General features: G+C 72.4%; 11 protein-coding genes. 9 read left to right on the plus strand and 2 right to left on the minus strand.

Features of this window, described 5'->3' with window-relative positions; genetic code table 11:
• Positions 1-61 precede the first annotated feature (61 nt).
• From N8N77_RS07005 to N8N77_RS07045, 9 genes are all read left to right on the plus strand, one after another.
• On the plus strand, positions 62-2,020 hold the full coding sequence (locus N8N77_RS07005; protein ID WP_261165790.1) for a GGDEF domain-containing protein: 1,959 nt from the start codon (positions 62-64) through the stop codon (positions 2,018-2,020).
• A gap of 67 nt (positions 2,021-2,087) precedes the next feature.
• On the plus strand, positions 2,088-2,879 hold the full coding sequence (locus N8N77_RS07010) for a sulfite exporter TauE/SafE family protein (protein ID WP_261165791.1): 792 nt from the start codon (positions 2,088-2,090) through the stop codon (positions 2,877-2,879).
• Positions 2,880-2,956: 77 nt separating this feature from the next.
• On the plus strand, positions 2,957-3,403 hold the full coding sequence (locus N8N77_RS07015; protein WP_261165792.1) for a MaoC family dehydratase N-terminal domain-containing protein: 447 nt from the start codon (positions 2,957-2,959) through the stop codon (positions 3,401-3,403).
• Positions 3,400-3,795 carry a MaoC/PaaZ C-terminal domain-containing protein gene (locus N8N77_RS07020; RefSeq protein WP_261165794.1) on the plus strand — a complete coding sequence of 132 codons (396 nt, stop codon included), beginning with the start codon at positions 3,400-3,402 and terminating at the stop codon, positions 3,793-3,795. Before N8N77_RS07015 ends, N8N77_RS07020 begins: the two co-directional genes overlap by 4 nt.
• Positions 3,792-4,922, plus strand: coding sequence for a UDP-N-acetylmuramate dehydrogenase (locus N8N77_RS07025; protein WP_261165796.1), 1,131 nt, complete (start codon positions 3,792-3,794; stop codon positions 4,920-4,922). Before N8N77_RS07020 ends, N8N77_RS07025 begins: the two co-directional genes overlap by 4 nt.
• A gap of 10 nt (positions 4,923-4,932) precedes the next feature.
• Positions 4,933-5,631 carry a FadR/GntR family transcriptional regulator gene (locus N8N77_RS07030; protein ID WP_261165798.1) on the plus strand — a complete coding sequence of 233 codons (699 nt, stop codon included), beginning with the start codon at positions 4,933-4,935 and terminating at the stop codon, positions 5,629-5,631.
• Positions 5,632-5,759: 128 nt separating this feature from the next.
• Positions 5,760-7,160: a four-carbon acid sugar kinase family protein gene (locus N8N77_RS07035; RefSeq protein WP_261165799.1), complete on the plus strand. Its 1,401-nt coding sequence runs from the start codon at positions 5,760-5,762 to the stop codon at positions 7,158-7,160.
• Between the two features lie 17 nt (positions 7,161-7,177).
• Complete coding sequence (locus N8N77_RS07040; protein ID WP_261165801.1) at positions 7,178-8,071, plus strand: NAD(P)-dependent oxidoreductase; 894 nt, start codon at positions 7,178-7,180, stop codon at positions 8,069-8,071.
• A 33-nt stretch (positions 8,072-8,104) separates the two neighbouring features.
• Entirely contained in the window at positions 8,105-9,532 is a 1,428-nt protein-coding gene (locus tag N8N77_RS07045) for a GntP family transporter (protein WP_261165802.1), read from the plus strand.
• A 63-nt stretch (positions 9,533-9,595) separates the two neighbouring features.
• Here the strand turns inward: N8N77_RS07045 and N8N77_RS07050 are convergent, their stop codons facing one another.
• Both N8N77_RS07050 and N8N77_RS07055 read right to left on the minus strand, forming a co-directional pair.
• The gene (locus N8N77_RS07050; protein WP_261165804.1) at positions 9,596-10,921 is read right to left on the minus strand and encodes a cell division initiation protein; all 1,326 of its coding nucleotides are present in this window, start codon (positions 10,919-10,921) and stop codon (positions 9,596-9,598) included.
• A gap of 184 nt (positions 10,922-11,105) precedes the next feature.
• Positions 11,106-12,308, minus strand: coding sequence for a pyridoxal phosphate-dependent aminotransferase (locus N8N77_RS07055; protein WP_261165805.1), 1,203 nt, complete (start codon positions 12,306-12,308; stop codon positions 11,106-11,108).
• Between the last annotated feature and the right edge of the window lie 82 nt (positions 12,309-12,390).

The raw sequence follows: 12,390 nt of genomic DNA on the forward strand, positions 1-12,390 counted from the left end.
GCACCACCCGGCGCTTCCGCGATCACGCGGCACGCTCGCCGGATGCCCGACACGGTGAGACATGGCACGTTCGAACGACAGGGTCCTGACTCCCCTTGTGAGTCGCGTGCGCCGCGCGGCGATGCGCCAGTCGCGCTTCTCTCTCACGACGGCCGCCGGCTGCCTGTTCTTCGCCGTCCTGGCGGGCGCCCACCTCCTCGCGCACGAGCACGAGGCAGCGGAGGCCGCCCCCGAGATCACGGTGCTGCTGTTCGGTCTGTCCGGGATGGTCGTGGCACTGCTTTCCGGGCGGCGGCTACCGCGCGGCATGAGTCTCGTGATCTCCTTCCTGCTCGCGGGCGGGATCGCCGCGCAGCTCGCATCGAGCAACGATCCCGGCACGATCATCGCCGCGCTCCTCGTCGTGCCCGTGCTGATGGTCTATCTCGGCTTCAACACGCCGGGCGTGGCGCGCGCCACCGCCGCGATCCTGATCGGGATGTGTGCGCTGGCGGTACTCAGCGGGGGCATCGGCGCGCTGCACGCGGCCAGCGCCGTGTGGATGCTCGCGTACGGCGGGATCGTGTGCTGGCTCGTGCTCGAGGTGTCGTTGGCCCTGGGGGAGGACCTCTCCCGGGCGGTGCGGACCGACCCGCTCACGGGGGCGCTGAACCGCCGCGGGTTGAACCGGTACGTGCGGGAGACGCGGCAGACCGGCGGGGAGCGGTGGATGCTCGTCGCCGACATCGACGGCCTGAAGCCGGTGAACGACACGCACGGGCACGCGGCGGGCGACGCCCTGCTGTGCGCGACCGTTGCCGCGTGGCAGCAGGTGCTCGGGCCGGGCGACGTCGTCGGGCGGTGGGGTGGTGATGAGTTCGTCATCATCTTCCGCGCGGCGGGGGAGGGGGCGGCGCGTGAGACCGAGGCGCGGCTGCGCGCGGCCTCGGCTCAGGCGTTCAGCGCGGGTCTCGTGCGGTTGCAGGACGGGCCGGGACTGGACATGCTCGTGCGGCTCGCCGACGACGACCTGTACCGGGAGAAGCGCGAGCGCCGGAACCGCGGCGCGGTGAGCGCTCCGCCGCGGCCGGCGCCCGCCCCGGCCGGGCAGGGCGAGCAGCCATGGCCCGCCCTGGTGTCGGTCGTCGCGGCGGCGCTCTACGTGGCCAGCGCCGCGGTCGGGCTGGTGTCGGCCACGACCGTGTGGCAGGTGGCGGCCGAGACCACCGCGGTGGCCCTGGGCCTCGGGGCGATCACCGTGGCCATCCGGCTCGGGCCGCGTTACCCGCACTGGGGGCTGCTCGGCTGGGCCGCGGTCATGGCGATCACTCTCATGGCGCGCGCCGCGGTGCGCGACGACGCCGTCGGGTTCGTCGAGCTGCTGTTCTGCCTGCCGCTCGTGGCCGTCATCTCCGGCTGGTTCTATCGCCGCCGCGTCGGACGTGCGCTGCTCGGCGGCATCATCGCCGGCGTCCTGCTGACGACGTCGTTCCTGCCCGAGCAGCTGGCAGAGCGGCTCGGGCCGATGCCGGTCGTCGCCGCCGGCGCGACGGCGTGGCTGCTGCTGGAGGCGGTGCACGCCGTCCGGCACGGGGAACGGCGGCTGGCCGAGACCGACCCGCTCACCCGCGCGCTCAACCGCCTCGGACTGGACCGGGCGTTCGCGCGGGCGGTGAGGCGCACGCGGCAGCGCGGCGTGCCGCTGTCGTGTGTGGCCGTCGACTTCGACGAGTTCAAGCAGGTCAACGACGAGCAGGGCCACGACGCCGGCGATCGCCTGCTCCAGGCCGCCGTCGAGACCTGGCGGGACGCACTGCGGGCCGACGACGTGATCGGCCGTGTCGGGGGCGACGAGTTCGTGATCCTGCTGCCGGGAGCCACGGCCGCGTCGGCCGAGGCGACCATGACGCGTCTGCACGCGGAGGCCGGCGGAGGCTGGTCGTGGGGCGTCGCCGAGCTGCGCGAGGGTGACGACCCCGCGTCGCTGCGCGCCCGCGCCGACGCGGTGCTGTACGCGGCCAAGGCGGCACGCAGCACCTGACGGCGCGGCCGGCGCCGCGCGGCGCGTCGGGTAGCGTGGAGCGGTTGCCGCCGAGAACAGGAGCCGCATGAACGCCGCCGCACGCACCCCGAAGACCTCCCTCGCGTTCCTGGCGATCGGCCTCCTCTCGGGGTTCATGTCGGGCCTGTTCGGGGTGGGCGGCGGCACCGTGATCGTGCCGTTGCTCGTGCTGCTGGCGGCCTTCGGGCAGAAGCTCGCCTCGGGCACCTCGGGCGCGTCGATCATCGTCACCGCCGCCGTCGGCGTCATCTCCTACGCCGTGCAGGGGCAGGTCAACGGGGTGGCCGCGGCGCTGCTGGCCGTCGGCGGAGTCGTCGGGGCCCCGATCGGCGCCCAGCTGCTGCACCGGATCAGCGAGGCGGCCCTGCGGTGGATCTTCGTCGGCTTCCTCGTGGTCGTCATGATCAGCCTGTTCTTCATCATTCCCGACCGCACGGCCGGCGTGCCGATGAACGTCTGGATCGGGATCGCGCTCATCGCGACGGGCGTCGTCACGGGCGTCCTGTCGGGACTGATCGGGGTGGGCGGCGGCATCATCGTGGTGCCGGTGCTCATCCTGCTCTTCGGCACGAGCGACCTCGTCGCGAAGGGCACCTCGCTGCTCATGATGATCCCCACGACCATGTCGGGCGCGTGGCGCAACTGGCGCAACCACAACATCGACTGGGCCGCCGCGGGCCTCATCGCCCTCGCGACCTGCGTCACCACCCCGCTGGGCGCGATCGTCGCCGGCGTGGTGGACCCCGTCGTGGCGAACTGGCTGTTCGTGGCGTTCCTCGTGGTGATCGCCGCGCAGATGGCGCAGCGGGCCATCCGCGCCGGCCGCAAGGGGAAGTGACGCCCGTCGGCCGCCGCGCGCGGCGGGGCGATCGGGGCCACAGCGAGCGCGGAGACCGTGCCGCGTAGGATCGGACCGTGGCCGTGAATCCTGATCTGGTCGGCCGGGAGTTCCCGCCGACACCGCCCTACCTGGTGGGCCGCGAGAAGGTGCGCGAGTTCGCGCGCGCCGTGCTCGCGCAGTCCCCGCAGCACCACGACGTGGAGGCGGCGCGCGCCCTCGGCTATGCCGACGTCGTGGCGCCGCCGACGTTCGCGATGGTCGTGCAGGATCTCACCCTGCAGCAGTTGCTCGGCGACGAATCGGCCGGCATCGTGCTGGAGCGCACCGTGCACGCCGAACAGCGGTTCCGGTTCACGCGCCCCATCGTGGCCGGCGACGAGCTCACGGCCACGCTTCGCGTGACGCAGGTGCGGGCCATGGGCGGCGCGTCCATGGTCACGAGCGAGTCGGACATCGTCGACGCGGACGGGGCGCACGTCGTCACGACCACCTCGATCCTCGTCGTGGGAGGCGCGGAATGAACGCGGGAGACGTCCTCGCCCAGCGCACGGTTCACCTCACGCGCGAATCGCTCGTGCGCTACGCCGGCGCTTCGGGCGACTTCAACCCCATCCACTACCGCGACGACGTCGCCCAGCGCGTGGGGCTGCCGGGCGTGCTCGCGCACGGCATGCTCACGATGGGCATCGCGGGCTCGGTGGTCGCCGACGCGCTCGGCGACGCGGGGCGCATTCTCGAGTACGGCGTGAAGTTCACCAAGCCCGTGGTCGTCGACGCCGAGGAGGGAGCGCATGTCACGATCGTCGCGACCGTCGCGCGGATCGAGGAGGACGGCACCGCGCGGGTCGACCTGACGGTGAGCCACGGTGACACCAAGGTGCTCGGCAAGGCGCAGTTGCGGGTGCGGGCGTGAACGATCCCATCCCGCTGTCGCGGCTGACGACCCTGCAGGTGGGCGCCGCGCCCGCGCGCATGGTCGAGGCACGCACGCGCGACGAGCTCGTGTCGGCGCTGCGCGCGGTCTGGGCCGACGGCGACGACTGGTTCGTGCTGGGTGGCGGGTCGAATCTGCTCGTCGCCGACGAGCCGTTCGATGCCACGGTCGTGCGGATCCTCACGACCGGCTTCGAGGAGGCGCCGGGCGCACGCGAGGGCCACGTGCGGCTCCGCATCGAGGCGGGGCAGAACTGGGACGAGCTCGTGGCCTACTCGGTGGCGCAGGGCCTGCGCGGCATCGAGGCCATGTCGGGCATCCCGGGCACCTGCGGTGCCGCGCCCATCCAGAACGTCGGCGCCTACGGTCAGGAGATCGTGCAGACCCTCGTCGAGGTGGAGCTGCTCGACGAGGCGACCGGCGAGGTGCAGACGGTGCCGGCGTCCGACCTCGGACTCGGGCCGCGCACCTCTGACCTCAAGCGCCATTACGGGGAGGAGCCGCGGCGTTCCGCGGTCATCCTCTCGCTGACGATCGAGCTGGAGCGCGTCGGCACCGATCCGCGCCCCGTCACCGACGCGCGCATCGCGGCGGCGATCGGCCTGCCGCTCGGAGCGGAGGCGTCGCTGCAGTCCATCCGCGACACCGTGTTGCGCATCCGGGCCGCAAAGGGGATGGTGCTCGATTCGGACGACGACGACACGCGGAGCGCCGGGTCGTTCTTCAACAACCCGATCATCTCGGAGCAGGAGGCGCGCACCCTTCCCGAGGGGTGCCCGCGCTGGCCGATGGAGCCCGACATCGATGCCGTCTCGGTCATCCCGCTGGAGCGCTTCGACGGATGGGTTCCCGCGCCGGTGCAGCGGCGTTCGCCCGTGAAGGTCAGCGCCGCCTGGCTCATCGAGAACTCGGGGCTGCGCAAGGGGTTCCGGCTCGGGCACTCGCGCGCGTCGCTGTCGACCAAGCACACGCTGGCGATCACGAACCGCGGCGGGGCGACGGCCGCCGAGGTGGCCGAGCTGGCGCGCTTCGTGCAGACGCGCGTGGCTCAGGAGTTCGGCATCGAGCTGCGCCCCGAGCCCGTGTTCGTCGGCGTGGAGCTGTGAGCAGCCGCTGATGGCCAAGGTTTCGCGTACGCAGCAGACGTTCGACCGCCTGCTCGATGCGATCATCGCCGGCGACCTCGTGGCGGGCGAACCCCTGCCGCCCGAGGGCGACCTCGCCGACGAGTACGAGGTGTCGCGCCTCACCGTGCGCGAGGCCGTGAAGCTGCTGCAGGCGCAGGGCGTCATCGTCGCCGTGCCCGGAAGCCGGCACCGCATCTCGCCGCCCGAGGAGTGGACGGGGCTGGAGGCGGTCGTGCGCGTCTCGCGCCGGTCGCGCAACCGTGAGCGGGCGTCGCTCGAGCTGCTCGAGATGCGCATGATGATCGAGACCGGCGCCGCCGAGCTCGCCGCGAGCCGGCGCACGGACGCCGACCTCGCCGAGCTGGAGCGGCTGCTCGCCGTCATGCGCCGCACCCACGCGGAGGGCGACGTGGCGGGATTCGTCTCGGCGGACCTGGACTTCCATGACGTCGTCTTCCGGGCGGCCGACAACCGCATCCTCATCGCGTCGATGCGTCCGCTGACGACGATGCTGCAGGAGACGCGCACCGAGACGAGCTCGGTTCCCAGCATCCGCGAGCACGCGATCGCGGAGCACGCGGCGATCCTCGCGGCGCTGCGCGAGGGCACGACGGCGGGTGCGCGTCAGGCGATGCGCAGCCACATGCGCCAGACGCGCGACGACCTGCTGCACTACGTGCACGGCTGAGCGCCCCGACGGAGCCGCATTTGGGCGACGTGCGGTGGCGTGCTTAGGATGTGCGTTATCTGATATCGGATAGCCGGACACCCGAGCCCGTCGATCCGAGAGCGTCTCCCACGAACGAAGGGGTTCTCATGCAGGTCAGCGCGCTGCTCGCACCGCTCCCGCAGCCGGTTCCGATCACCGCGGCCGAGGTCCGCGCGGCGCTCGATCCGAGGACCGTGCACGTCGTCCTCGACGACGATCCCACCGGCACGCAGTCCGTCGCCGGGCTGCCCGTGCTCACCCGCTGGGAGCGTGAGGATCTCGACGCCGCGCTCGCCACCGGCGCCCCGGCCGTGTACGTGCTCACCAACACGCGCTCCCTCGACGAGGCAGAGGCCGCGCAGCGCAACCGCGAGGTCGTCTCGGTCGCCCTCGCGGCGGCCCGCGAGGCCGGCCGGCGGGCGGTGTTCGTCTCGCGCGGCGACTCGACGCTGCGGGGGCACTTCCCGCTCGAGACCGACGTGCTGGCCGCGGAGATCGCGCTCGCCGGCGGCACCGCACCGGCGCTCACGCTGCTCGTGCCCGCCTTCCCCGACTCCGGGCGGCTCACGGTCGACTCCGTGCACTACTGGGTGGTCGACGGCGAGGCGACGCCCGTCGGCGAGACGCCGTTCGCGCGAGATGCGACATTCGGCTTCGCGTCCAGCAATCTGCGCGATTGGGTCGAGGAGAAGACGGCGGGCCGCATCGCCGCCGCCGACGTCGCCGCGCTGACGATCGACATCATCCGCCGCGGCGCCGACGCGGTGACGAGCTTCCTCGCGGAGCTGCCCGCCGGCACGGTCGTCGCCGTCGACGTCGTCGACGAGAGCGACATGCGCGTCGTGGCGCTCGCGCTGCACCGCCTCGCCGACCGCGACGTGCTGCTGCGCGTCGGCCCGCCGTACATGCGCGCGCACCTCGGCCAGGAGATCGCCGAGCCGATGCGTGCCGAGCAGATCCCGTTCCGCTATGACCGCGGCGGGCTGATCGTCGTCGGCAGCCACGTGCCGCTCACCACGGCCCAGCTCGAGGAGCTGCGGCGGTCACGCCCCGACACGGCCACGATCGAGCTGGACGTGCGCCGTCTCATCGACGACCGTCGCGAGGAGCACCTCGACGAGCGGGCGGCCGCCGTGGCCGCCGCCCTGGAGCACGGCGAGGTCATCGTGCACACCACGCGCGAGCTCGTCACCGGGCGTGACGGCGAGGAGAGCCTCGCGATCGCGCGCAAGGTCTCGAGCGGCGTGGTCGAGCTCGTGCGCCGCGTGCTGGACATCGCGCCGCCGCGCTTCGTCGTCGCCAAGGGCGGCATCACCTCGAGCGACGTCGCCAGCGAGGCGCTCGAGATCCGCCGTGCCACCGTGCTCGGTCCCATGCTGCCGGGCATCGTCTCGCTGTGGCAGCCGCAGGGCGGACCCGCCGAGGGCATCCCCTACATCGTCTTCGCGGGCAACGTCGGCACGGCCGATTCGCTCGCCCGCGTCGTCGACACGCTCGCCGAGCGTTGAATCGAAAGGATCCGGACATGACCACCACCGTCGCCGTCATCGGCCTGGGCGCCATGGGGCTGCCCATGGCCACCCGCCTGGCCGAGAAGTTCGAGGTGCGCGGGTTCGACATCGCCGCCGAGCGCGTCGCCCTCGCCGCCGAACAGGGCGTCACCGCCGCCGCCTCCGGCGCCGAGGCCGTCGCCGGCGCCGACGCCGTGCTCGTCGCGGTGCGCACGCCGCAGCAGCTCACGGAGCTGCTCTTCGGCGGGAGCGGCCTGGCCGCGCACCTGCAGCCGGGCGCCGTCGTCCTGCTGACCTCCACGGTCGGCACGAACGGCATCGCGGAGATCGCGACGCGTCTGGCGGAGCACGAGGTGCAGCTCGTGGACGCGCCGCTGTCGGGCGGCCCCGTCCGCGCGGGCGAGGGTGACCTCCTCATCGTCGTCGGCGCCGAGCCGTCGGCGCTCGAGAAGGCCCGCCCGGTGCTCGAGCAGCTCGCCTCGACCCTCAGCGTCGTCGGCGACAAGCCGGGCGATGGGCAGGCGCTGAAGACCGTCAACCAGCTCCTGTGCGGCGTGCACATCGCCGCAGCCGCCGAGGCCCTCGCTCTGGCCGACGCCCTGGGCCTCGACCGCGCCAAGACGCTCGAGGCGCTCACCGCGGGCGCCGCCAACTCGTTCATGCTCGGCAACCGCGGACCGCGCGCGCTGCAGGCGTACGACGAGGGCGGCGCCGAGGTGCTCAGCCGCCTCGACATCTTCGTCAAGGACCTGGGCATCGTCGGCGACGCCGCGCGCGCCCATCACCTCTCCACGCCCGTGGCCGCGGCCGCCGAGCAGCTCTTCCTGCTCGGCGAGGCGCAGGGCCTCGGCGCCCTCGACGACTCGGCCGTCATCCGCGTCGTCGCCCCCGAGCTTCGTTCCGCGTAGTACCCTCACCCACCACCTCACGAAAGCGAATCAATGACGTATCCGCTTTGGGCGCTGATCCTGATCGGCCTGGCCGGCATCGGGCTCCTGCTCCTGCTCATCATCAAGTTCAAGATGCAGGCGTTCTACGCCCTCATCCTCACCTCGATCGTGGTCGGCCTCGCGGCGGGGCTGCCGCTGACGACCATCCCCGCCACCGACACCGATCCCGAGCGGCTCGGCGTCATCCAGGCGATCATCGCCGGCGTCGGCGGCACGCTCGGCTCGGTCGCCGTGCTCGTGGCGCTCGGGTCGATGCTCGGCAAGATCATCGAGCTGTCGGGCGGCGCCGAGGCGCTGTCGGGCACGTTCTCGCGCGTGCTCGGCCCCAAGCGGGTCGGCATGGCGCTCGTGATCGCCGCCGGCATCCTGGCGATCCCGGTGTTCTTCGACGCCGGGTTCATCATCCTCGTGCCGATCGTCTTCGCGTTCTCGAAGGCCGCCGGGCTGAACCCCATCACGTTCGGTCTGCCCGTGGCCGGCATCATGCTCGCCGTGCACGTGGTGGTGCCTCCGCACCCCGGCATCGTCGGCGGCGCGGCGATCCTCGGTGCCGACGTCGGCTGGATCACGATCCTGTCGCTGCTCATCTCGCTGCCGATCGGTGCGCTGTCGTACGTCGTCGCGAAGTGGATCAACCGCCGCGAGTTCCCGATGCTCGAGGCGACGAGGGAGATGTTCGAGAGCTTCGGCTCCGAGAAGTCCTCGATCAACGCCGGGCTCAAGGACGGGGAGAAGGCCCCGGGCACCGGCACGGTGCTGTTCCTCATCCTGCTGCCGCTCGTGCTCATCATGCTCGGCACGGCCGTGGCGCCGGCGTTCCCCGCCGGCTCGTTCGCGAACGGCCTGCTGGCGATGATCGGCCAGCCGATCTTCGCCCTCGTCGTCGCCATCGCGGCCGCCATGTTCCTGCTCGGGGTGCGCCGCGGCTGGAGCTCGGCGAAGCTCGGCGAGGTCATGGAGTCGGCGCTGCCCGCCGCCGCGACGATCATCCTCGTCACCGGTGCCGGTGGCGCCTTCGGCAGGATCCTCACCGAGACAGGCATCGGCGGTGCGGTGGCCGAGGCCCTCACGGCCACGGGCATGCCCGTGATCCTGGCGGCCTTCCTCATCTCGCTCATCCTGCGCGCGGCGCAGGGGTCGGCGACGGTGGCGATCTCGACGACCGCGGGTCTGCTGCTTCCGGCGGTGGCTGCGCTCGAGCTCGGCCCGGTCAACACGGCGCTCGTCGCCGTCGCGATCGGCTATGGCGGCCTCGGGCTGAGCCACGTCAACGATTCCGGCTTCTGGATCGTGACGCGCTACCTGGGCCTGTCGGTCAAGGACGGCCTGCGCACGTGGACGCCCCTCACGACGATCCTCGGCCTGGCGGGCTTCCTCATCACGGCGGCGCTGTTCATCGTGATCCCCGCCGGGGTCTGACCTCTCCCCGCGCGGCAAGGCCCGTGCCGTCCGAGGACGGCACGGGCCTTCGTCACATCCGGGTCACTCCGCCGCGGTGACCGCCTTCGCGTCCCGCTCGTCCGCGCCGCCTCGCTCGTCGTCGTCCTGCCGCTGCTCGGCCTCCGGCTCGTCGCCGGCCGTGCGAGCATCCGGGCCGGCCGAGAGCGGACCGTCGGGCCGGATCAGCTCACGCACCTCGGCCATGAAGCTCGACAGCTGCTGCTGCTGCCAGCGCAGCTCACGGGCGCGATCCTCGGCGTCGCGCAGGACCGCCGTCGTGTGGCCCGTGACCGTCTCGACGATCTTCTGCGCCTTGACGCGGGCGCGCTCGAGCATCTCGCGAGCGCGCACCTGCGCGTCGGCCTCGATCTGGGCCGCCTGGGCGCGCATCAGCCGCTCGTAGTCGTCGGCCTTCGCGGAGATCCGCTGGGCGTGCTCGAGCGATGCGGCCACCTGCTCGTTCGCGTCGGAGGTGATCCGCTCGGCATGCGCGACGGCCTGGTTGTGCAGCACGAGGAACTCCTGCTGCGCCTCATCCTGGCGCCGGGTGAGCGACTCCTCGAACTCCAGCAGGCGGGCGTTCATCTCCCGCACCTCGCGCTCGGTGTCGGCGCGCAGCTGCGAGGTCTCGCTCGTCACGAGTGCGCGCAGCGCCGCGGCGCCCTTCTCGGCCTCCGTGCGGATGGCCGCTGCCTCGCGCTCGGCCTGCGCCAGCTTCTCGGCGGCGTGCGCGGCCTCGCGCTCGATCCGCGCCTCGTGCGCCATGTACTCCGTCTCCATCTTGAGACGGATCTGGTCGGCGTCGTGCTGGGCCTGCGCCATGAGGCGCGCGACATCGGCGTCGAGCTCGGCGCGCTGGGTGGCGACGTCGTCGCGGGCGGCCTCGAGCAGGCGCTCGGCCTGCAGGGCGGTGTTCTGGATGAGGGTGTTCGCCTGCTCCTCGGCCACGCGCAGCACGGCCTCGAACTGCTGCCGGGTCTGCGGCTGGTCGCCCTCGGCCGCGCCGTCGCCGAGCTCCGCGGTCAGGGCCGCGATCTGCTGTTCGGCCTCGGCGGCCTTCGCGCGCGCCGCGGCGAGCTCCGCGGCTCGCTCCTCCGACTCCACGCGCAGCCGCTCGGCCTCCGCGCGCAGCCGCTCGGCCTCCGCCCGCTGCTCCTCCAGCGCCCGCTGGTGGCCGTCCTCCATCGAGGCCAGACGCGACGACACGCCCTGCAGCTTGGCGTTCAGGTCGGCGAAGGCCGCGTCGACCTCCTCGCGGTCGTAGCCGCGGAAACCGATGGAGAACTCGGCCTGCTCCGCCGATCCCTCCGGGAACAGGTCGTCGAAGTCCTCGCGGTGACCGCCGTCGTCGGTCGTGGACGTGCTCATGCTGCGGCGTCTCCCTGCAGTCTGGATGCGCGCAACACCTTGCGACGCGCGTTCGGGGGGATGATGCAGGGGCGCTTCATCGGGCCGGGCCTGCGAGTTCATCGTAGGAGGCCGCGCGGGCGCGTCTCAACGCGCAGGCCCGATCCGGGGCGCGACGTCCGGCCCGGAGCCGGCGATCGGCGCCTCAGCCGCCGAACAGCTGCTGCAGGCGACGCACGCCCTCGAGCAGCTGGTCGTCGGCCAGCGCGTACGACAGGCGGAGGAAGCCGCTGGGCCCGAAGGCCTCGCCCGGAACGACGGCCACCTCGGCCTCGTCGAGGATGAGGTCGGCGAGCTCGAGCGAGGTCTCCACGCGGCGCCCGGCCCATTCCCGTCCCAGGAGGCCCGTGACGTCGGGGTAAGCGTAGAAGGCGCCCTGCGGCGTGGGGGCGGAGATGCCCGGGATCTTCGACAGCTCGTCGATGATGAGTCGCCGGCGGCGGTCGAAGGCGTCGCGCATGCGGCCCACCTCGTCCTGCGGTCCTGTCAGCGCGGCGATCGCCGCCCGCTGAGCGACGTTGTTGACGTTGCTCGTGAGGTGGGACTGCAGATTGGTCGCGATTCGGATCGCGTCGGCGGGGCCCACCATCCAGCCCACGCGCCACCCGGTCATGGCGTAGGTCTTGGCCACGCCGTTGACGAGGATCGTCTGCCCGGCCAGCTCGGGCACGGCCTCGACGATCGACACCGCGCGGGCGCCGTCATACGTGAGGTTCTGATAGATCTCGTCGCTGATCACCCAGATGCCGTGGGCGAGGGCCCACTCGCCGATCGCCCGGGTCTCCTCCTCCGTGTACACCGATCCGGTGGGGTTGGAGGGCGAGACGAACACGAGCGCGGTGGTGCGCTCGGTGCGCGCCGCCTCCAGTTGCTCCACGGTGACCTTGTAGTCCTGCTCGGAGCCGGCGAAGACCTCGACCGGCTTGCCGTCGGCCAGCTGGATCGCCTCGGGATACGTGGTCCAGTACGGGGCGGGCAGCAGCACCTCGTCGCCGGGGTTCACGACGGCCTGGAACGCCTGGTAGACCGACTGCTTGCCGCCGTTGGTCACGATGACCTGCGAGGGCGAGACCTCCAGCCCGGAGTCGCGCAGCGTCTTCTCGGCGATCGCCTCGCGCAGCGCGGGAAGGCCCGCCCCGGCGGTGTAGCGGAAGTTCGCGGGGTCCTTCAGCGCCTCCGCCGCGGCGTCCACGATGAACGGCGGCGTGGCGAAGTCGGGCTCGCCCGCGGCGTAGGAGATGACGGGGCGGCCCTCCGCCTTGAGTGCCTTGGCCTTCGCATCGACCTTCAGGGTCGCGGATTCGGCGATGGCGGAGATCTTGCGGGACAGCGGCGCGCGTTCGGTCACGCGTCAATCGTAGGACCAGGCGCCTCGCTGCCACATGGGCGCGCCCTCGCGATCCTCAGCGGGCTGATGCACGATGAACGCG

Origin of the sequence: Microbacterium sp. Marseille-Q6965, assembly GCF_946151065.1 — a bacterium.
GTDB lineage: Bacteria > Actinomycetota > Actinomycetes > Actinomycetales > Microbacteriaceae > Microbacterium.

What these genes read in the sequence shown, in the direction of transcription:
- N8N77_RS07040 (WP_261165801.1), top strand. Translation starts at nt 7,178, where the DNA reads ATGACCACCACCGTCGCCGTCATCGGCCTGGGCGCCATGGGGCTGCCC.
- N8N77_RS07005 (WP_261165790.1), top strand. Translation starts at nt 62, where the DNA reads ATGGCACGTTCGAACGACAGGGTCCTGACTCCCCTTGTGAGTCGCGTG.
- N8N77_RS07010 (WP_261165791.1), top strand. Translation starts at nt 2,088, where the DNA reads ATGAACGCCGCCGCACGCACCCCGAAGACCTCCCTCGCGTTCCTGGCG.
- N8N77_RS07050 (WP_261165804.1), bottom strand. Translation starts at nt 10,921, where the DNA reads ATGAGCACGTCCACGACCGACGACGGCGGTCACCGCGAGGACTTCGAC.
- N8N77_RS07045 (WP_261165802.1), top strand. Translation starts at nt 8,105, where the DNA reads ATGACGTATCCGCTTTGGGCGCTGATCCTGATCGGCCTGGCCGGCATC.
- N8N77_RS07035 (WP_261165799.1), top strand. Translation starts at nt 5,760, where the DNA reads ATGCAGGTCAGCGCGCTGCTCGCACCGCTCCCGCAGCCGGTTCCGATC.
- N8N77_RS07020 (WP_261165794.1), top strand. Translation starts at nt 3,400, where the DNA reads ATGAACGCGGGAGACGTCCTCGCCCAGCGCACGGTTCACCTCACGCGC.
- N8N77_RS07030 (WP_261165798.1), top strand. Translation starts at nt 4,933, where the DNA reads ATGGCCAAGGTTTCGCGTACGCAGCAGACGTTCGACCGCCTGCTCGAT.